We start from the raw sequence: 20,182 nt of genomic DNA on the forward strand, positions 1-20,182 counted from the left end.
AACAATTTCAGGTAATAATAATTTGATTAGCTCACTAAAAGAATCTTGCATTTGTATCTATTTTTAAAATACAAATATCGAAATTTAATATTTCCCCACAGGTTTTAGACTTGATCCATTTTTATTGAATCATAAACTGGCTAAAAAAATAATAATCATCGATTTAGACGTGCATCAAGGGAATGGAACGGCTGAAATTTTTCAAAACAATCCAAATGTGTTCACATTTTCTACGCATGGCAAAACCAATTATCCGTTCAAAAAAGAAACTTCTGATTTAGACATCGCCTTTGATGATGGAACAACTGATGATGCGTTTCTAAAAACTATTGGCGCTATAATTCCAAAATTAATCGAAACACAAAAACCTGATTTCATCTTTTATTTAGCAGGTGTTGATATTTTAGCTTCAGACAAATTAGGAAAATTAAGTTGCTCGCTGGATGGTTGTAAAAAAAGAGATGAATTGGTTTTTAAGCTTTGTGCAAAACATCAAATTCCGGTACAAGTTTCTATGGGTGGTGGGTACTCGCCTAATATCAAAACAATTATCGAGGCGCATGCCAATACGTACAGAGTTGCAAAAAGTATTTTCTAAATTATTTTAATACTTGGATACTTGCGCTCAAATTCACGACTGCTTCTTGCTGTGCAATAAAAAAAAGCACGAACTCCTAATGAAGAATTTCGTGCCTTTATAATCTCATTATTATTTACTTAAAAGCAATACTTCATTTGCAACAATTTCGGTCACATAGCGCTTTTCACCGTTTTTATCGTCGTAACTTCTGTGCGTTAACTTGCCTTCTATTCCTATCTCTTTTCCTTTGACAACATATTTTTCAATAATATCAGCAGTTTTTCCCCAAGCCGTAACGCGGTGCCATTCCGTTTGCTCCACTTTATCACCGTTCTCTTTGTAATAGACATCATTTGTGGCGATGCTTACGGTGGCTAATTTTTTTCCTCCTTCTAATGTTTTTACTTCTGGATCTTGACCTACTCTTCCAATTAATTGTACTCTGTTTTTCATGGCGTGTAAATTTAAATATTAGTGTTTATAGTTACCTTGTTAAATCGTTCATTCGAATCAACAGGGCAAAGATGCGACAGGTTCAAAATTTAATTCGGTTACTAACTATTTACTTTCGGTTGTAACTATTTGTAACCGTTTGTAAATGGCTAAAAAATAATTATATTTGTTGAAAATCAAATTATTATGCAAGCCAAAATAAACAAAGTAGAGTTACGAAATCTCGAATTTGACGACTACAAAGAGCTTAAAAATTCTATGGTAGAGTCATATCCTGAAATGGTAGGTTCTTACTGGAGAGAACATCATATCGAAAAACTACTGAGTCTTTTTCCCGAAGGCCAATTGGTAATTTTAGTAGATGGAAAAGTTGTTGGCTCAGCATTATCGCTCATTGTTGATGAAAGCTTAGTAGATAAAAATCATAATTACTCTGATATTACTGGAAAATATACCTTTTCGACCCACAATCAAAAAGGAAATGTCTTGTACGGAATTGATATTTTTATTCATCCCAATTACCGTGGACTGAGACTAGGCCGCCGATTGTATGATGCTCGAAAAGAGTTGTGTGAACAATTGAACCTAAAAGCCATTGTTTTTGCAGGAAGAATTCCTAATTATGGCAAGCACTCTGCTGCGCTAACTCCAAAAAATTATATCGAAAAAGTTAAAAGAAAAGAGTTGCATGACTCTGTTCTTTCTTTTCAGTTGAGTAACGATTTCCACGTCATCCGAGTAATGAAAAATTACTTAGAAGGCGATATGGATTCAAAAGAATTTGCTGTTTTATTGGAATGGAATAATATTTATTACGACGAAAGTCCAAAATTAATTAACCTCGCAAAAAGTGTTATTCGATTGGGATTAGTCCAGTGGCAAATGCGTCAATTAAATAATCTAGATGCTTTATTTGAGCAATGCGAGTTTTTTATTGATGTAGTTTCGGGTTACGGATGCGATTTTGCCTTATTTCCAGAGCTTTTCACTGCGCCGCTTATGGCTGATTACAACCATTTATCTGAAGCTGAGGCAATCCGAGAACTAGCGCGGCATACAGATCCTATTCACAAACGATTTAAGGAATTAGCCATTTCTTACAACATCAATATCATTACAGGAAGTATGCCTTTCCTAGAAAATGGTACGTTATACAATGTGGGTTTCTTGTGTAAAAGAGATGGAACTTCAGAAATGTATGCTAAAATTCACGTTACTCCAAACGAAGTGCAACATTGGGGAATGACCGGTGGATCGCAAATTAAAACATTTGATACCGATTGTGGAAAAATAGGAATCATGATTTGTTATGACGTCGAATTTCCAGAACTATCTCGATTATTAGCTGATGAAGGCATGAATATTTTATTTGTACCTTTCCTAACCGATACTCAAAATGCCTATACTAGAGTGAAACATTGCGCGCAAGCTAGAGCCATCGAAAACGAATGTTATGTGGCTATTGCAGGCTGTGTGGGAAATCTTCCTAAGGTAAACAATATGGACATTCAGTATGCACAATCAGCTGTGTTTACTCCATCGGATTTTGCTTTTCCTAGTAACGGTATCAAAGCCGAAGCCACTCCAAATACTGAAATGACGCTCATTGTAGATGTCGATTTAGACTTACTAAAAGAATTGCATGAGCACGGAAGTGTTCGCATCCTTAAAGATCGTAGAACTGATTTGTACGATATCAAAAAAATAAATCCATGAATAAAACCTGTTTAGAATGTGGAGAAAAAATTGTAGGTCGTGAGGACAAAAAATTCTGTAGTGACGGCTGTCGCAACGCTTACAACAATAAAATAAATAAAGATAGTACTAATTTCATGCGCAACATCAACAACAAGTTGCGCAAAAATTACCGCATTCTATCCGAACTAAATGTAGAAGGAAAGTCCAAAACCACTCGGTCTAAACTCCTAAGCAAAGGTTTTGATTTTGATTTTTTTACCAATATTTTAAAAACCAAAACAGGAAATACCTATTATTTCCTCTACGACCAGGGCTACATGGTTTTAGATAATGATTACTATATGCTAGTCAAAAAAGACATTTAAATACCACAACCCCAAAACTAACCAACCAAAATGAAAAAAGATTATTCCCCAATTTTTTCAAGCCTATTCATCCTAGTAATTTTAGGATTAATTTACTTTACTATGATGCCCCATTGGACTTCAGATGAAGCTGTTCCTCCTGCAGAATTTTCTACCAAACGTGCTTTAAATAAGGTGGAAGCTATTTCAAAAAAACCACATTATGTAGGTTCACAAGAACACGAAGTAGTGGCTGATTATCTTATAAAAGAACTGAATAAATTAGGCCTAGAGACTACAGTTCAGCAAGGGTATACGCTGAGCGATTGGGGAAATCTCGTGCAATCAAAAAACATTCTGGCGCGAATAAAAGGAACTAATACTGAAAAAGCCTTACTACTGCTTTCGCATTATGATAGCGCACCACACTCCTACTCTAAAGGAGCGAGCGATGCAGGCTCTGGAGTAGCGACTATTCTCGAGAGTGTTCGGGCTTTTTTATATGCTAAAACACCGCATAAAAACGATATTATCATTCTGTTTTCGGATGCTGAAGAACTAGGATTAAACGGAGCTGCACTTTTTGTAACGCAGCATCAGTGGGCAAAGGAAGTAGGTTTAGTGCTGAACTTTGAGGCGCGAGGTTCTTCTGGACCTAGTTATATGCTGATGGAAACCAATGCCGGCAATGCTGGATTAGTGAAAGAATTTGCAGCTGCAAATGCCACTTTTCCAGTATCAAACTCCTTGATGTACAGCATTTATAAAATGCTACCTAATGATACTGACTTGACTGTTTTTAGAGAACAAGGCAATATTCAAGGTTATAATTTTGCTTTTATAGACGATCATTACAATTACCACACGGCACAAGATGACAGCAAACATTTAGATAAAAATACACTAGCACATCAAGGTTCTTATTTGATGCCTTTATTGAAATATTTCTCAAATGCTGATTTAAGTACTACTAAAGCTAACGAAGATTACATCTATTTCACCATACCTTTTACGTTCATCAGTTATCCTTTTAGTTGGATTTATCCCATGGTAATTATTGCGGTCGTCATGTTTATCTTCCTATTGTTCTTAGGAAGAGCAAAACGAATTTTATCTTTTCGTGAAATCTTAAGCGGTTTCATACCGTTTATAGGAGCCTTACTAGTTGCCGGATCACTTACCTTTTTCGGTTGGAAAGGACTATTGGCCGTTTATCCGCAATACAACGATTTACTTAATGGATTTACATACAATGGACACGCTTACATCGCTGCATTTGTATTGCTCTCTTTAGCGATTTGTTTTCTTTTTTACAATCGATTCTCAGCAAAGAAAGTTACTATGAATCACTATGTAGCACCATTGTTTTTGTGGATACTGATTAATGGAGCTATTGCTTTTCGTTTGCAAGGAGCAGGATTTTTAATTATTCCCGTTTTCTTAGCCCTATTTATTTTTGGTGTTTTTATTGTAACCCAACGATCCAATAAAATCCTAAATCTCATTTGTAGCATTCCCGCTTTAATTATCATTGTTCCGTTTATCCAGATGTTTCCAGTAGGATTGGGATTAAAAGTCCTGTTTGGAAGTGCGATTCTCACTGTTTTGACTTTTGGATTATTGTTGCCTGTTTTTGGGGCTTTCGCCAAAAAGGGAATGTGGTCTATACTATTTTTTGTATTTGCTATTTGCTTCTTTGCAAAAGCACATTCAGAATCCGGATATGAGTATGGAAAAGCCAAATCCAACAGTTTATTGTATCTCTATAACGCTGACACAGGCAAAGCCAATTGGGCTACCTATGACAAAAATCTCGATTCGTGGACTAAAGGTTACCTAGGTGAAAATCCAAAAGATGCTGCGGATTTAAATGAATATCCACTGTTTAGTAAATACAATTCTGGATTTACCTATGCAACCCCGGCCTCGAAAAAAAATCTTGCAACACCAACTATAGCATTCCTTGAAGATCGTGTAGAAGGAAATAAAAGATATTTGAAAATAAGAATTACCCCAAATAGAACCGTAAATAGATATGATATTTTTGCCAATGAAAAAATGGCTATCCACGATTTTATTGCTAATGGTGCGACTACATTAGGCCAAAAAAATTCTTTGTATGAACGCAAGGGCAAAAAAATAGTGAGTTATTATGTGGTGAATAATGCTCCTTTAGAAATACAATTTAACATCAATATTGCTACCGTTTTGGATATGGAATTAATGGAAAGTTCATTCGATTTGATGACAAATCCCTTGTTTAAAATAGAAAAAAGAGAAAACTGGATGATGCCAACTCCTTTTGTATTGAACGATGCAGTTGTTATTAGACAAAAAATAAAAGCAAGTCCTGTTGTTGTTCCAGTAATAGAAAAATGGATACCAAACCAAGTTCAAAAATTCCAAAAAACGACAATAGCTGACAGCTTAAAAACCGAATAACAAACACATAATGACAAAAATTAGCATTTTAGGTTGTGGTTGGTTGGGCTTGCCTTTGGCGAAAGCCTTAGTGAAAAATGAGTATTTAGTCTCCGGATCGACTACTTCTATAGAGAAAATAGCGGTATTAGAAAATGCAGGAATTGAACCTTTTTTAATTGTACTTTCAGAAAATAAAACCATCGGAAACCTAACTGAATTTCTCGCAGATTCTGAGATTCTAATTATCGATGTACCACCAAAACTTCGTGGCTCAGAAACGGAAAACTTTGTTTCTAAGATTAAAAATATCATTCCGTTTATAGAAAAATCAGCTGTTCAAAAAGTGCTTTTCATCAGTTCAACCTCAGTTTATAATGATGTCGATGCATTTGTTACTGAAGAGACAATTGCCAAACCTGCTACTGAAAGCGGCAAACAATTACTGGAAACGGAACAACTATTGCAAAGCAATATCAATTTTAAAACGACAATACTTCGATTTGGTGGGCTAATTGGCGAGGATCGTCATCCCGTAAAATTCCTAGCAGGTCGCGAAAATCTAGAAAATCCTAATGCGCCCATAAACTTAATTCATCAAGAAGACTGCATAGGAATAATAAACGCTATTTTGTCACAACAGGTTTGGGGCGAAACTTTAAATGCAGTTACACCGTATCATCCCACTAGAGCGGAATATTACACTCAAAAGGCTGTCGAATTGAATTTGGCCTTACCCAAATTCACCACTGGTAGCAATTCTAATCGAAAAATAATTTTAAGCGATTATCTAGAAACCGTTTTAAAGTATACTTTTACACAACCAAATTTGTAATGTGAGAACTAAAATTAAAAATGCCATTTCGTCAAGAATTAGTGCAATTGGACTGCCTATTTTGGCTTTGTGCTGGATTAGTTTTTTTTGGGGAACTACCTGGATTGCTTCAAAGGAGGGCGTAAAACACATGCCTGCTCTACAACTGGCAGCCATTAGACAATTCATTGGTGGTTTTATTTATATTGCCTTTTTCTTATTCAAAAAAACGCCTTGGCCCAAAGGCAAACAATGGAAAACCATATTCATTTTAAGTATCGTTAATTTTGTTTTAAGCAACGGGCTTAGTACTTGGGGCGTAAAATACATCAGTAGTGGCTTAGGAGCTATCATTGGAGCTATTGTTCCTTTGTGGATCGTTATTATTACTTTTTTTAGAGGAGAGCGATTGGCGCGATTAACGGTTATGGGTTTGATTGTGAGTTTTGGAGGTATATGCGTGATTTTTTACGATCATTTGAGTGATTTCATGATTCCTGATTTTAGATTCGGAATTATTTTATCCTTAATAGCCACACTAACGTGGGCATTTGGTTCCTTATACACCAAGAAAAAAGCGGCTAGTTTTAATCCCTATTTTAGTTTGGGATTACAAATGTTTATATCCAGTATTTTACTTTTTGCCTATAATGGAGCAACAGGAACTTCGGTAAGTTTAACTGCTATTCCCGCAATTTCTTGGTGGTCGATAGCGTATTTAGTTGTTTTTGGTTCTGTACTTACTTTTATTGCCTTTATTTATGCACTGCAAAATCTTCCTGCCGAAATTAGTAGTGTTTATGCGTATATTAATCCCATTATTGCGGTTTTACTTGGTGCCGCAATCTTTGGCGAAACATTAAATGCTGCTATAGCCATTGGTGGCGGAGTCACCTTATTTGGATTGTACTTGGTTAATTACTCTTTACGAAAAGCACGCACTAAGGAGTAAAAGGATCAAATATTTTCAACTCATGTGCTAAATTTAGAAGCAGACTTTTTTTCTCACAAGCTATATCGTCCTGCTGTACGCTCCAATCTCCTGTGCCATCCCGAAGTTTCTGGACTGGCACAGGAGGATTTCCACTCCCATCAGGGCTAGTAAAGAGCGTATTGGTTTTCATTACCATAATAGCTGTGCACCATTTACATCTGGAACGACCAAATAGAGAAACCTAAATCCCTGAAATACGTTAATTTCCCTTTTTAAATAGCGTGGGCATTACTTCATCAGTTTGCTGACCCGCGTGTGCATTCCGTGCCCCAATGTGTAGCATACAAAATAAGTCCAAAAACTATATTCTATAAAAAAGAGTATAGCTTTTTTTGAAAAAAAAGATTAATAATTTGAAACTTTCAACTTATTTTAAATGAAGAAGTTTAGATTTGTTTGAGTAACTTATTATAGTGGGCAGTGCATGTTATTCCACGCTAATAGCTGTATGAAATACATATCTGAACAATTGGGAGATTTTAAAAAATCACTAAAAACGGGTATTTCTTATATGATTTAAATTTTATATTTTTGGCTCGCTACTAAGAAAAATAGCATTAATTTTAAATTTATGAAACAAACCAACAACCAACAACCAACAACCAACAACCAGCAACCAGCAAACCACAGAACTCAAGGTTTTATACGTAAATTTATTGCGCTTGTAATTCTAGTACTATCATGTACTAACTGTCAAGTAGATGAACAAGTACTAAAAAGCAATGAGGCGCATAATGGATCCGACAAAGGCGAAATTAGTTTTAAACAATTCGCAACTGAAACAGGTACGCTACATTTTAAAACAGCTTTAGCAATTCATAATAATAAAAATATTTATAGTAAATCAATTAATGAACTTTCTGAATTTTATATTGACACAATTGCCATTAGAAAATTAATAAGCAAAAATCAAAAGGCAACTTATACTTTTAGAATATACCCTTTGTTTAAGAAAAATGAACCAAATGAATTTTATAATCTTGTTTATCATAAAGTTAACGATAGTTGGACTACATCGGTATTTCTACTAAAAAAGAATCTTAACCCCAATATTAAAAATAGGCCTTTTGAGACAATAGAAAAAATTACTAGCCAACTAAAAGTACCTAATAAAACCCAAAAAACTGCTGCTGAATGTTTTCAATTTTATACTGAGATTCGATGTGATGGTAGTTGCCCAGGCGCTTGCGACGGTTTAAAATGCCCACAAGGAGTCTGCTATTATATCGGAATAGCTCAAGTTAGTTGTGGTGGTGGATTTCAGACATCAACTACTCCTATAAACTATCCTAATACGGACAATAATAATACAGGGGGAGGATCGTACACTGACTTTGTTTTTACTCCCAATACACTTAACACTTAGATATAAATGATGCTGATTATGTTAATCTCTGGAATACAGTTAATGTTTGGACTGCTTTAGATGGAACTGAAATATTGTTTTTTAGAAATGATGCCCAAAACATGATTTTCTTTGATGCAACAATACAATATCAAATTGATAATAATTGGTCAATTGAAAGTGCTGTAATTGCTAACTCATTAAGGAAAGCTAAGTTTGAAAACCCTGATAGCAATTTTGATGTAGAGGCCTCTTTTAAATCACCATTTAATATTGATAAATCAACAATAACTGACGCTACCGATGAAGGTAAAAAGTTTAATAAATTATATGATGCATTAAAAACTTCACCCGAGTTTAAAAAACTTTTTATTGACCTATTTGATGGAGACAATAGCCGAATAAACGTTAAATTTGAGATAGCCGATCGAGTATATGAAGACAATGACACCTCTAAACCAGAAGTTAACGCCACTACAAGTGAAGATCCTGTTAACAAAAATTTGACGATAAAAATTAGCAAACAAATACTCATTGCTGGAACAACAAAATCCCAAACCAATATTGAAAATGCAAAAACAATATTGCATGAATGCATTCATGCTTATCTTTTTTCAAAAGCTGCTAATCCTGCTGTGGGGTTTACTTTTGTTGAAACATTAAATAATAAATATCCTACAGCTAATGAACAGCATAATTTCATGTATAATAAAATGATACCTACAATGCAAAAAGTTTTAGGGGAAATAAGAGATTTGGTAACTACCGAACCAAAAAGAACTATCTTGGAAGCGTATACAATGCATCCGACAACAAATCCGCTGACCTCTACTAGTTTTAATTGGCTAGATTTTTATAAGAATTTAAGCTTAAGCGGATTGAATGACACAAGCGGTTTTAAGCAAGATCTTCCTAACCCCTCAGATGCTCTTAGGTTACACCAAAATTATATTGATGCTGGTAAAAATGAATTAGATCGCTAACTTAAAGTATAATAACATGAAAAAATTAACCTTTTTAATTATATTTTTTTGCTATTCTCATAGTTATGCACAAGATATTGAGTATATCAAAAAACTTGATACTGTTTACGTAAAGTTTAAAAAATCTGTTAATCAGACGAAACAGGGTTCGGCAGATTATCGTTTTTATACAATTACGCTTAATAAAATTCAAGACGAAGGTTCTTTATATTTTACTAAACCTGATTTTAAAGATAATTCAACAGAGACGGCCAAAAAATATTCGCCTAGAATCGAAAAGAAATCATTTCTTAAGAAGCACAAAAACGATATTGTTGGAATAGATTTTTTTCAAAAATACGGTATTAAAAAAAGCACATACGACGCTTTTTCTGTAAATAGTGTAATTTACATCATTGATTGTGATCAACGAAAAAAAGACAAAATTTCTTTGTATAGAGTTTTAATGTCGAGTTCTTATCGTATGGGAGAGTAAGTATTAAAGCAGTTTTAGAGTATTTCTAAAACTGCTTTAAAAATGATTATTTGTTAAAATAAACTAAAACCAGATCAGTAGGGAATACACAAAATATCTTGAACCGAGAAAGTCTCTTTCAAACTATTTTAAAAATCCGTCTCGTTGAACTGCCCACATAAAAGTTAGACCCCTGCTAGAGCGAGCGTCCCGCTCGTGATAATTCTTAATAAATAATAGTATTGAGGTTTGTGCTAGTATTTAGCTTTCTTTTGAAGTATGTAGCGATATAAATTGTGTTCACGAGCGGGACGCCCGCGCCAGCTTGGGGCTCAACACGATTTTATGTACGGCAAAATGATACCTACAATGCAAAAAGTTCTTGGCGAAGTAAGAGATTCGGTAACGACCGAACCAAAAAGAACTATTTTGGAAGCGTATACAATGTATACTAAAACAAATCCATTAACTTCTACTCCATTTGATTGGCTAGAATTTTATAAATATTTAAGTTTAAGTGGACTAAATGAAACAAGTTGTTTTAAAGTTGATTTTCCTAAAGACACTGATGCACGATCCCTCTTAAATCAATATATTAACGCAGGAAAAATAGAATTAGATAGATAGAAATATGAAAAACATATACATACTACTTTTGTTCGTTTTTGGTATTACTTATTCCCAAAACATTTCTTTAATCAAAAACTTAGATACAATATATGTAGACTTCAAAGAAAGCGCTACGCAAATTAAGACCGTTCTACCTACAGATAATCCGGGGTTTAAAAGATGGTACATTATACAATTTAAAGAAAAAAACAAGGATGAATATTTACAATTTAATGTAAGTGAGTACCCCTCAACTACAAGAAGAGAAATAGGTAACAAATCAGATTTTAGATTTATCAAAAAATCGTATTTAAAGAAAAACAAGAAAAGGATAATTTCAGTAAATTTTTTTAAAAAATATGGCGTTTTCAAGAGCTATTATGAAGCGTTTGAAAAATGTAAAGTAATATACATAATTGACAGATCAGAGGAGAAAAATGGACAAATTCCTATTTATGAAGTATCAATATCAAGTTCATATATGATGGGAGAGTAAAATTAGTGCTATTGTTACTAAAGCAAAACATTGACTGCGTATGATGCATTATATTTTATTCCGAACTATATCAACATAGGGATCACTTGGCTTGATAAAAATTAAAGATTATGAAAAACTTTCTACTTACTATCACAGTCTATTTATTATCCATATCAATTCACAGTCAAAATTATAATTCTCTCAAAGAGTCCGACAGTATATATATTGAATTCAAAGGAAAAATCAACGAAAAAAAATACGCTATTGAGACTAGAGTTCAACCAACTAATTTTGATGAGAGGGCTTACAATTTTATTATACCCGGAAAGTTCGGGCTTTACTTTGAACACCCAAAGTTTAAAAATTGGAAAAAAAAAGAAGCAAATATTGTCTCTGAAGTGAGGAAAGTAAACAAATCATTTTTAAAAAAAAATAAAAAACAAATCATTGGAATAAATTTTTTTAAAAAATATGAGCAGAATGACATTATATGTCAATTGTTTACACAGTTGAAAGTATTTTATATTATTGATTTTACCGAAAAGAAAAAAGGCGATGTTCTGTTATATGAAGTTAATTCGATGAATGTTTGTCCGGTGTCAGAATAATGAAATGTATTGATGTAAATCGTTTTTCCCATAAACCTATGCAATCCAACTAGCGCTCGTTTACAACAGGCGCTTACTTACCATATAAAAACAAGTCATAGCGTTTGCAACTCGGTTCATTAAAACAGCATTATTGCTTCTTTTTTATTAGGAAAATAAAAAGTGTTCACTTAGCCCCGATGGAAGCGGCATCTCCTGATTTAGAAAAACAAGGCTTTTTAGCCGTAGTTTTTATTTATCGGGAATACAGCGCACAGCGGGACGAATTGTGAAGTGAGCAAAAAAGTGCTGCTCCTAAAAAACAACATCCTTCAACACAGTAAAATTTGATTTTACGCCATAAAAAAACCCATTCGCCTTAAACGAATGGGTTTTACATTTACAAAATACTGTATTACCAGATTCTCACACGTTTTTCAGGTGCAATGAACATCCCATCATTTTCTTTGATATCAAAAGCTTGATAAAAAGTATCGATGTTTTGCAAAGGCACGTATGCACGATACATTCCTGGTGAGTGAGGATCTGTTTTTACTTGGTTTTTCAAGGCCTCATCACGCATTTTTGAACGCCAGATGGTTGACCAAGAAATAAAGAAACGCTGCTCAGGTGTATAACCATCAATCAATCCCGGATTTCCGTTTTCTTTCAAGTATAATTGTAAACCGTCGTAAGCAGCATTTACACCACCTAAATCACCTATGTTTTCACCTAGCGTAAATTTACCATCTACAAAAGTTCCTGGAATTGGCTCAAGAGCGCTGTATTGTGCAGCTAATGCTCCAGTTAATGCAGAAAATTGTTTCAAATCTTCGGCAGTCCACCAGTCTACTAAATTTCCGTCAGCGTTGTAACGCGATCCTGAGTCGTCAAAACCGTGTGAAATTTCGTGACCAATAACGCCACCAATTCCGCCATAATTTACCGCTTCATCAGCTTGATAGTTGTAAAAAGGTGGTTGTAGGATAGCTGCTGGGAATACAATCTCATTGTTTGATGGGTTGTAATAGGCATTTACCGTTTGTGGCGACATCCCCCAACGCTCTTTGTCTACTGGTTTGTTCAATTCTGCAATATTTTCTTCAAAACGCCATTTGGCCATGCTCAATGCATTTGTAAAATAGCTTCCTCCTTCTTGTGGACTTTTGATTGTCAAGGCAGAATAGTCTTTCCACTTGTCAGGATACCCAATTTTTATTCTGGATTTGTTCAATTTAGCCAATGCACTTACCTTAGTTTCAGCAGACATCCAAGACAAATTGTTAATTCTATTTTCGAAAGCTAAAAAGATATTTTTGATCATTTTTTCTGCTTTGGCTTTGGCCTCAGCCGGAAATTTTTTCTCTACGTATAATTTTCCTAAAGCTTCTCCAACCGTTCCATTGATCGTTTGAAGTGCTCTTTCGTCACAAGGTCTTTGGCTTACCGCACCCGTTAAGGTTTTTCCGTAAAACTCAAAATTTGCGTTTTCAATATCTGTAGACAATTGGCTTGATGCTCTGTTCAATAAACTCCAACGCATGTAAGCTTTCCACTCGTCTACTTTGTTTTCTTTCAAAATAGTTTCAAGAGCCGTCATGTATTTAGGTTGTGATACAATTACAGTATCAACTTTGGTTAAACCAATTTTAGTAAAATAATTATTCCAATTGATTGATGGCGTTAATTTACTCAACTCAGCCAAAGTCATTGGGTTGTAGGACTTGCGGCGGTCTCTACGCTCTACTCTGTCTAATCGTGGTTTAGACATTGCAATTTCAAGGGCTAAAATTTTCTCAGCATTTGCTTGTGCTACGGCTGGCTTATCACCAAGAAATTGTAGCATTTTAGCAACGTGAAGTACATATTTCGCACGTTTTTCTTTAGAATCAGCATCTTCAGAAACGTAATAATCTCTGTCTGGTAAACCTACTCCACCTGGACCTACATTAATTACGTTTCGGCTACTGTTTTTAGCATCGGTACCAACGCCAGCACCCGTAAAACCAATACCACCTATTGGCTCCATTTCGATTAATAATGCCTCAAGATCTTTAGCGTTCTTAACTGCATCAATTTTTTTAAGGAAGGGTTTCAACGGCGCAATACCCATTTTGTTTCTGCCAACAGTATCTAGGATCGACTTGTATAAGTTGATCGCTTTACCTTGATCTGTATTTGATTTGTAAGTTGGGTTTGTAGCTGCTTCTTTTAAAATAGCTAGCGCATCGGCATCTGTTCTTTGACGTAGTTCATCAAAACTTCCCCAACGGGTTCTATCAGCTGGAATGGCAGTGTTGTCTAACCAAGTCCCGTTTACATACCGAAAAAAATCGTTACTGGGTTTTACATTTTTGTCCATGTAATTTACATTGATTCCCGGTTCTTTTGCTGCAGGTGCGTTCTGAGCTTGACTCACAGCAAAACCCATAATTGCGGGAATCACAAAAAGCAATTGCTTGTTGCTAGTTTTTTTCATTTTTTTTAGTTTTTTAGTTATCTTAACAAAGCTATTAATAAATAATTTGATTTTAGTTAAAATCTATTTTTTACGAATATCACCTTTTAGACTAAAAAACTGCTTAAAGGTTTAATATTAAATGTTACAATCCCGAGCTATTTACTTCAAGGAGCTTGGCACACTAAGATTCTGTTAATTTGAATAAAAATCAAAACCCGATTTCGTATTTTTGTATCAAAATAATACTATGTCAGACTTTCTAAAAAAATACCGTCTCTTTTTTGGCGTCTTCATTGTTCTTTCAGCAATCATATTAACTTTATTTTACTCGGCCTTAAAGCCAAAAAAAACATTGCCTATTTACAATCCAGCAGATGTAAACCCAGAATTAGTGGATAGCACCGTACAGTACATCAGTAAATACCACACGATTGCTGATTTTTCATTTACCAATCAAAACGGGAAAACCATCACCCAGAAAGATTACGAAGGCAAAATATATGTTGCAGATTTTTTCTTTACCACTTGTGGTTCAATTTGTCCAAAAATGACAACCAATCTATCCGATATTCAAAAAGCGTTTGCCAATAATCCAAAAGTGAAATTGCTGTCTTTTACCGTTTTTCCAGAGACAGATAGTGTTCCTATTTTGAAGGCTTACGCCAAAAAAAATCTGGTAAATGATACCAAATGGAATTTAGTCACTGGAGACAAAAAGGAAATTTACACGCTGGCCAGAAAATCCTACTTGGCTGTCAAGTTGGGCAAGCCAAGTGAATTATACGATATGGTGCATACCGAAAATTTTGTTTTGGTCGATACCAAAAAAAGAGTTCGTGGTTTTTATGACGGGACTAACAAAGACGATATCAAGCGACTTATCGAAGACATTACTTTTTTAAGTACTAATTAAAAATTTAAAATGACTTTTAAGTCTCTTACAATCTGATTGAAAATCGCAGCTGAACAAACAATTAACCATTCTTAAAATTCATCCAAAAGAATCAAAAATTCTCAATTATCATTTTTTTTAGGGGATTAATATGTATTTTTGCAATCTTAATTCAATCTAAATAAGACTTGCGAACAACAATACATTCTCTAAAAAAAGGTGAAAAGGCCATTATCAAAGACTTTGATATTGATATTGTTCCGTTGAAATTACTAGAAATGGGTTGTTTGCCTGGAAATAGAGTCGAACTCCTTCAAGTTGCTCCCTTTGGCGATCCTTTATACCTTAACATTAATGGCTCACACGTTGCAATACGCGTAGAAACTGCTCGTGAGATCGAAGTTGAAATTTTAAAAACAAATCTATAATGACCAATCAAAACATCAATGTTGCTTTAATTGGGAATCCTAATACGGGCAAAACCTCAGTTTTTAATCAATTGACAGGATTGAATCAGCAAGTGGGGAATTATCCCGGGATTACGGTTGAAAAAAAGATTGGCTTTTGTAAATTACCCAATAATGCCAAAGCTAATATTCTGGACTTACCCGGAACATACAGCTTAAATGCCAGCTCGATTGATGAAAATGTAGTTATTGAATTGTTACTTAACAAAAATGACAAGTTATACCCAGACGTTGCACTTGTTGTTACAGATGTAGAAAACTTAAAACGAAACTTGCTTCTTTTTACGCAAATAAAAGACCTTGAAATTCCTACTATTTTAGTCATCAATATGGCTGACAGAATGAAATTTAAAGGAATCACATTAGACATTCCATACCTTGAAGAGCATTTAAAAACAAAAATTGCACTAATAAGTTCTAGGAAAGGTTTTGGAATCGATGAATTAAAAAAACTGATTGTCAGTTACAAAACCATTTCAAGCGAACCTTGTTTGAATGCATCTGTGATTGATCCAGATTATTTTAACGGATTGCGCAAAGCGTTTCCCAACCAGTTGTTGTATAAATTATGGTTGGTCATCACGCAAGATGTTAACTTCCTAAATTTAGATCGAAATGAAATTCGCAACTCGTTTACAAAATCGCATTCCGATTTAAAACGATTGCAACAAAAAGAGACCATCAAGCGCTACCAGTTTATCAATGATGTGCTCAAAATAGGATTAAATATAGATTCCACAATCGCCAAAGATTACCGCAGCAAACTGGATCGCGTTCTAACTCATAAGGTGTGGGGTTACGTCATTTTCTTTTTGATATTATTCGTCATTTTCCAATCTATATTTGAATGGTCTAAAATTCCGATGGACTTTATCGATGCGTCTTTTGCCTCATTAAGCACATTGGCTGCCGAAAACCTGCCTGCTGGCGTACTGACCAACTTGATTTCGCAAGGAATCATTCCTGGAATTGGTGGAATTTTGATTTTTATTCCGCAAATCGCTTTCTTATTTATGTTTATTTCCATTCTAGAAGAAAGTGGCTATATGAGCCGAGTGGTTTTCTTGATGGATAAAATCATGCGAAAATTTGGTTTATCGGGCAAAAGTGTGGTGCCGCTTATTTCTGGAACTGCCTGTGCAATTCCTGCTATAATGGCCACAAGAAACATCGAAAACTGGAAAGAACGACTGATAACAATTTTAGTAACTCCTTTCACGACTTGTTCCGCTCGACTACCCGTTTACGCAATTATTATTGCACTTGTTATTCCTGACGAACGCTTGTTTGGTTTCTTGAACATGCAAGGCATGACCTTAATGTTGCTCTACTTACTGGGTTTTGGAATGGCAATTTTCTCCGCTTATATTTTGAATAAAATTCTAAAAATAAAAGGGAAAACATATTTTGTTGTCGAAATGCCCAATTATAAATTGCCGCTTTTCAAGAACGTTGGCATCAATGTTATCGAAAAAACCAAAGCTTTTATTTTTGGTGCGGGTAAAATTATTCTCGCTATATCGATAGTTCTATGGTTTTTAGCTTCTTACGGACCCGGAGAAAAATTCAATGACGCAGAAAAAATTATCACTGAAAAAACAATAAACAATCCGTTGCCACAAGCCGAATTTGAAAATGCAGTCGCTTCGCAAAAACTAGAAAACTCCTATATTGGAATCATGGGAAAAGCCATTGAACCTGCTATTTCTCCGTTGGGTTACGACTGGAAAATAGGAATTGCCATTATTAGTTCGTTTGCTGCGAGAGAAGTTTTTGTTGGAACCTTAGCTACCATTTACAGCGTAGGCGGCAGCGATAACGAAATAACTATTAAGAATAAAATGGCTGCAGAAATTAATCCCTTAACTGGAGAGAAAATATTCAATTTTGCCTCTGGAATTTCGTTGTTGTTGTTTTATGCTTTTGCCATGCAATGCGCCAGTACTTTAGCAGTAACAAAAAAAGAAACCAATTCCTGGAAGTGGCCTGTAGGACAATTGATCTTCATGTCCGGCTTTGCCTATGTAGTCGCATTAATCACCTATCAAATGCTAAAATAGCGCACCTCAACACCTTGTAACTAAAATAAACAAACGTTAATTCTTAAAAATTTTTTATTTTTAATTTGTCTAAATAACATTAGTGTATTACTTTTGCGCCGTAGAATCAATCTAAATAAAAATGAAAAATAATTTACTTGCCGCAACTTTACTGCTTACATCCATTATTTTTGCACAAGAAAAAGAACTAACGCAAGATCAAAAAGACAGTATTAAAAGTCAAAATGAGGCAGCGGTCACTCTTAAAAATGTTGTTGTAACACCAATGCAACAAAGTCCAGAAAGACAACCTGAAATAAAAGGAACTGTTCTTTTTTCGGGTAAAAAAAATGAAGTTTTAAAATTATCCAGCATCACTGCCAATTTAACTACGAATAATGCTCGTGAGGTATTTTCTAGAGTTCCAGGTGTTACCGTTTGGGAAAATGACGGATCTGGAATTCAAATTAATATTGGAGTTCGCGGATTAAGTCCTAACAGAAGCTGGGAACTAAACACCAGACAAAACGGGTATGATATTTCATCTGACGTTTTTGGTTATCCTGAAGCCTATTACAATCCACCATTAGAAGCAGTTGAAACAATTGAATTGGTTCGTGGTGGTGCCTCTTTACAATTTGGACCACAATTTGGAGGAATGGTAAATTATGTACTAAAACGTGAAGACAAAAAAGCATTCACATTTGAAACGCAAAATACAGTAGGAAGCTACAACTTAATGAGCAGCTACAATGCCATTGGGGGAAAAATCAATAAATTTTCATACTATGCCTACAATCACTCTAGAAGCGCTGACGGATGGAGAGATAACGGCAGGTACAAAGTAAGAAACTCGCACGTATTCTTAGAATATGCTTTCACAGAAAACACTAAGTTATCTGCTGAATATACCAATATGGATTACGCCATGCAACAGTCCGGCGGTTTGACTGACGATCAGTTTAAAGCTAATGCAAGACAATCTTTTCGCGAGAGAAACTGGTTGGGTACGCCATGGAACCTAGTAGCATTAAACTTTGACACAAAAATCAATGACCGTTTACGCTCAAACACCAAAGTTTTTGGATTGTTAGGGGAAAGAAATAGTGTTGGTTTTGTAGCCACTCCAAATACTCCAGACGCTATTAATCCAACAACTGATGACTACGCAAACAGAAGAGTAGACCGAGATTTTTACAAAAATTATGGTATTGAAAACAGAAATATTTATCAATATAACATTGGTAAAACTCAAAACAACGTAGCTTTTGGAGCTCGTTACTATACTGCTGAAACACAAAGACAACAACAAGGAAAAGGCACAACAAGATCAGATTTCGATTTATCAATCGAAGGTAAATACCAGAGAGACCTTACTTTCACTACTGAGAACATCGCATTATTCGTTGAAAATCAATTTAAAGTAACTCCAAAATTTAGTGTAACGCCAGGAGTTCGATATGAATATATTTCCTCAAACGGAAGCGGAAGATTTGGAGTTAACTCTATCACTAACTCTGATATACCTTTTGAAAACAAAACCATTACGCGAAACCAACCGTTATTTGGAATTGGAATGGAATATAAAATGGGAAGCACAAATGTATACGCCAATATCACGCAAGCCTACAGGCCTGTATTGTTCTCTGATATAACACCACCAGCAGTTAATGACGTAATTGATCCAAACTTAAAAGATGCTAGCGGATATAACGCTGATTTAGGATATAGAGGAACATTTAAAAACTACTTGAACTTTGATTTTAGCTTATTTTATCTTAGTTACAACAACAGGATTGGCGGTTTAAGTCAGGGTACTTTTATTTACAGAACCAACTTAGGCGAAACCGTTAATAAAGGTATTGAAGGTTTTGTTAATCTAAATGTAACCCGTTTATTTGATGTTGATGCTTTGTATGGTACTATAGATGTTTTTGCGACGGTAAGTTTCATTGATTCAAGATATACCGATTTCGAAGTTAATCCAACATCAGGAACGGTAGCAAACTTGGCTGGAAAACGAGTTGAAAACGCACCGAGATACATTCATAATTTTGGTATCAGCTGGAGCAAAAACCAATTTTCTACGACCTTACAATACAAAACATCAGGAAAAATTTATACCGATGCCAATAATACAACTACACCATCAGCTACCGGAGTAATAGGTTTGTTAGAAGGGTATACTGTAATGGATTTATCAGCTGAATATAAATTCCTAAAAAATTACAATCTTAGATCTGGAATTAATAACCTAACTGATGAGACCTACGCTACTAGAAGAGCTGGAGGGTACCCAGGTCCAGGTATTTTACCAGGCGAAGGAAGAACATTCTTTATATCTGTTGGAGCAAAATTCTAACGATGTAATGAACTCATTTTATAACAAAATAAGATAAAAGCAATTTACTAGAGTACCTAAAAAATTGTATTTCCTTTAACTCAAAAAAGCAACCTTAATCGGTTGCTTTTTGTTATTTTTACGGTATGGATTTTCAAGAAATATTAGCTTTTAGTGCCCTTGCCATAGCATTGGGTTTTCTCATTAAAAAATTCTTTTTTA

The 20,182-nt window shown here is 34.8% G+C and carries 17 protein-coding genes and 1 pseudogene; 16 read left to right on the forward strand and 2 right to left on the reverse strand.

Annotation, left to right across the window (positions count from 1 at the left end; genetic code table 11):
• Nucleotides 1-118 precede the first annotated feature (118 nt).
• Nucleotides 119-598: pseudogene (locus ACNQGO_RS11660) on the forward strand (histone deacetylase family protein); the annotation flags it as partial.
• Nucleotides 599-709: 111 nt separating this feature from the next.
• Here ACNQGO_RS11660 and ACNQGO_RS11665 read toward each other — a convergent pair.
• Complete coding sequence (locus tag ACNQGO_RS11665; protein WP_417945312.1) at nucleotides 710-1,033, reverse strand: single-stranded DNA-binding protein; 324 nt, start codon at nucleotides 1,031-1,033, stop codon at nucleotides 710-712.
• Nucleotides 1,034-1,219: 186 nt separating this feature from the next.
• On the opposite strand from ACNQGO_RS11665, the gene ACNQGO_RS11670 reads away from it, so the two are divergent.
• From ACNQGO_RS11670 to ACNQGO_RS11720, 11 genes are all read left to right on the forward strand, one after another.
• Complete coding sequence (locus tag ACNQGO_RS11670; RefSeq protein ID WP_417985339.1) at nucleotides 1,220-2,749, forward strand: GNAT family N-acetyltransferase; 1,530 nt, start codon at nucleotides 1,220-1,222, stop codon at nucleotides 2,747-2,749.
• On the forward strand, nucleotides 2,746-3,096 hold the full coding sequence (locus ACNQGO_RS11675) for a hypothetical protein (RefSeq protein WP_417985340.1): 351 nt from the start codon (nucleotides 2,746-2,748) through the stop codon (nucleotides 3,094-3,096). The genes ACNQGO_RS11670 and ACNQGO_RS11675 overlap by 4 nt, the downstream gene beginning before the upstream one ends.
• Before the next feature lie 30 nt (nucleotides 3,097-3,126).
• Entirely contained in the window at nucleotides 3,127-5,517 is a 2,391-nt protein-coding gene (locus ACNQGO_RS11680) for a M28 family peptidase (protein ID WP_417985341.1), read from the forward strand.
• A 10-nt stretch (nucleotides 5,518-5,527) separates the two neighbouring features.
• Complete coding sequence (locus ACNQGO_RS11685; RefSeq protein WP_417985342.1) at nucleotides 5,528-6,331, forward strand: SDR family oxidoreductase; 804 nt, start codon at nucleotides 5,528-5,530, stop codon at nucleotides 6,329-6,331.
• Nucleotide 6,332: 1 nt separating this feature from the next.
• Nucleotides 6,333-7,262 carry a DMT family transporter gene (locus ACNQGO_RS11690; RefSeq protein ID WP_417968419.1) on the forward strand — a complete coding sequence of 310 codons (930 nt, stop codon included), beginning with the start codon at nucleotides 6,333-6,335 and terminating at the stop codon, nucleotides 7,260-7,262.
• A gap of 613 nt (nucleotides 7,263-7,875) precedes the next feature.
• Entirely contained in the window at nucleotides 7,876-8,670 is a 795-nt protein-coding gene (locus ACNQGO_RS11695) for a hypothetical protein (RefSeq protein ID WP_417985343.1), read from the forward strand.
• 101 nt (nucleotides 8,671-8,771) lie between these two features.
• Entirely contained in the window at nucleotides 8,772-9,632 is an 861-nt protein-coding gene (locus ACNQGO_RS11700) for a hypothetical protein (protein ID WP_417985344.1), read from the forward strand.
• Between the two features lie 16 nt (nucleotides 9,633-9,648).
• Nucleotides 9,649-10,107, forward strand: a complete 459-nt coding sequence (locus ACNQGO_RS11705) for a hypothetical protein (RefSeq protein ID WP_417947636.1) — start codon at nucleotides 9,649-9,651, stop codon at nucleotides 10,105-10,107.
• 348 nt (nucleotides 10,108-10,455) lie between these two features.
• On the forward strand, nucleotides 10,456-10,713 hold the full coding sequence (locus ACNQGO_RS11710) for a hypothetical protein (protein WP_417947637.1): 258 nt from the start codon (nucleotides 10,456-10,458) through the stop codon (nucleotides 10,711-10,713).
• Nucleotides 10,714-10,717: 4 nt separating this feature from the next.
• Nucleotides 10,718-11,191, forward strand: a complete 474-nt coding sequence (locus ACNQGO_RS11715; RefSeq protein WP_417947638.1) for a hypothetical protein — start codon at nucleotides 10,718-10,720, stop codon at nucleotides 11,189-11,191.
• A gap of 110 nt (nucleotides 11,192-11,301) precedes the next feature.
• Nucleotides 11,302-11,781, forward strand: coding sequence for a hypothetical protein (locus ACNQGO_RS11720; protein WP_417947639.1), 480 nt, complete (start codon nucleotides 11,302-11,304; stop codon nucleotides 11,779-11,781).
• A 394-nt stretch (nucleotides 11,782-12,175) separates the two neighbouring features.
• Here ACNQGO_RS11720 and ACNQGO_RS11725 read toward each other — a convergent pair whose 3' ends face one another.
• Complete coding sequence (locus ACNQGO_RS11725) at nucleotides 12,176-14,239, reverse strand: M13 family metallopeptidase (protein ID WP_417985345.1); 2,064 nt, start codon at nucleotides 14,237-14,239, stop codon at nucleotides 12,176-12,178.
• Between the two features lie 229 nt (nucleotides 14,240-14,468).
• Here ACNQGO_RS11725 and ACNQGO_RS11730 point away from each other — a divergent pair, with 229 nt between their 5' ends.
• The 4 genes from ACNQGO_RS11730 (at nucleotide 14,469) to ACNQGO_RS11745 (ending at nucleotide 19,981) form a co-directional block, all read left to right on the forward strand.
• On the forward strand, nucleotides 14,469-15,134 hold the full coding sequence (locus tag ACNQGO_RS11730; RefSeq protein ID WP_417985346.1) for an SCO family protein: 666 nt from the start codon (nucleotides 14,469-14,471) through the stop codon (nucleotides 15,132-15,134).
• A gap of 167 nt (nucleotides 15,135-15,301) precedes the next feature.
• Nucleotides 15,302-15,541: a FeoA family protein gene (locus ACNQGO_RS11735; protein ID WP_417985347.1), complete on the forward strand. Its 240-nt coding sequence runs from the start codon at nucleotides 15,302-15,304 to the stop codon at nucleotides 15,539-15,541.
• Nucleotides 15,541-17,640, forward strand: a complete 2,100-nt coding sequence (gene feoB / locus ACNQGO_RS11740; protein WP_417985348.1) for a ferrous iron transport protein B — start codon at nucleotides 15,541-15,543, stop codon at nucleotides 17,638-17,640. The genes ACNQGO_RS11735 and feoB overlap by 1 nt, the downstream gene beginning before the upstream one ends.
• 121 nt (nucleotides 17,641-17,761) lie before the next feature.
• Nucleotides 17,762-19,981: a TonB-dependent receptor family protein gene (locus tag ACNQGO_RS11745; protein ID WP_417985349.1), complete on the forward strand. Its 2,220-nt coding sequence runs from the start codon at nucleotides 17,762-17,764 to the stop codon at nucleotides 19,979-19,981.
• The last annotated feature ends 201 nt before the right edge of the window (nucleotides 19,982-20,182 follow it).

The sequence above is a fragment of the Flavobacterium frigidum genome (assembly GCF_048286735.1).
GTDB lineage: Bacteria > Bacteroidota > Bacteroidia > Flavobacteriales > Flavobacteriaceae > Flavobacterium.

Coding starts and splice junctions, on each gene's coding strand:
- ACNQGO_RS11665 (WP_417945312.1), bottom strand. CDS start 1,033: ATGAAAAACAGAGTACAATTAATTGGAAGAGTAGGTCAAGATCCAGAA.
- ACNQGO_RS11670 (WP_417985339.1), top strand. CDS start 1,220: ATGCAAGCCAAAATAAACAAAGTAGAGTTACGAAATCTCGAATTTGAC.
- ACNQGO_RS11675 (WP_417985340.1), top strand. CDS start 2,746: ATGAATAAAACCTGTTTAGAATGTGGAGAAAAAATTGTAGGTCGTGAG.
- ACNQGO_RS11680 (WP_417985341.1), top strand. CDS start 3,127: ATGAAAAAAGATTATTCCCCAATTTTTTCAAGCCTATTCATCCTAGTA.
- ACNQGO_RS11685 (WP_417985342.1), top strand. CDS start 5,528: ATGACAAAAATTAGCATTTTAGGTTGTGGTTGGTTGGGCTTGCCTTTG.
- ACNQGO_RS11695 (WP_417985343.1), top strand. CDS start 7,876: ATGAAACAAACCAACAACCAACAACCAACAACCAACAACCAGCAACCA.
- ACNQGO_RS11700 (WP_417985344.1), top strand. CDS start 8,772: ATGATTTTCTTTGATGCAACAATACAATATCAAATTGATAATAATTGG.
- ACNQGO_RS11705 (WP_417947636.1), top strand. CDS start 9,649: ATGAAAAAATTAACCTTTTTAATTATATTTTTTTGCTATTCTCATAGT.
- ACNQGO_RS11710 (WP_417947637.1), top strand. CDS start 10,456: ATGCAAAAAGTTCTTGGCGAAGTAAGAGATTCGGTAACGACCGAACCA.
- ACNQGO_RS11715 (WP_417947638.1), top strand. CDS start 10,718: ATGAAAAACATATACATACTACTTTTGTTCGTTTTTGGTATTACTTAT.
- ACNQGO_RS11720 (WP_417947639.1), top strand. CDS start 11,302: ATGAAAAACTTTCTACTTACTATCACAGTCTATTTATTATCCATATCA.
- ACNQGO_RS11725 (WP_417985345.1), bottom strand. CDS start 14,239: ATGAAAAAAACTAGCAACAAGCAATTGCTTTTTGTGATTCCCGCAATT.
- ACNQGO_RS11730 (WP_417985346.1), top strand. CDS start 14,469: ATGTCAGACTTTCTAAAAAAATACCGTCTCTTTTTTGGCGTCTTCATT.
- feoB (WP_417985348.1), top strand. CDS start 15,541: ATGACCAATCAAAACATCAATGTTGCTTTAATTGGGAATCCTAATACG.
- ACNQGO_RS11745 (WP_417985349.1), top strand. CDS start 17,762: ATGAAAAATAATTTACTTGCCGCAACTTTACTGCTTACATCCATTATT.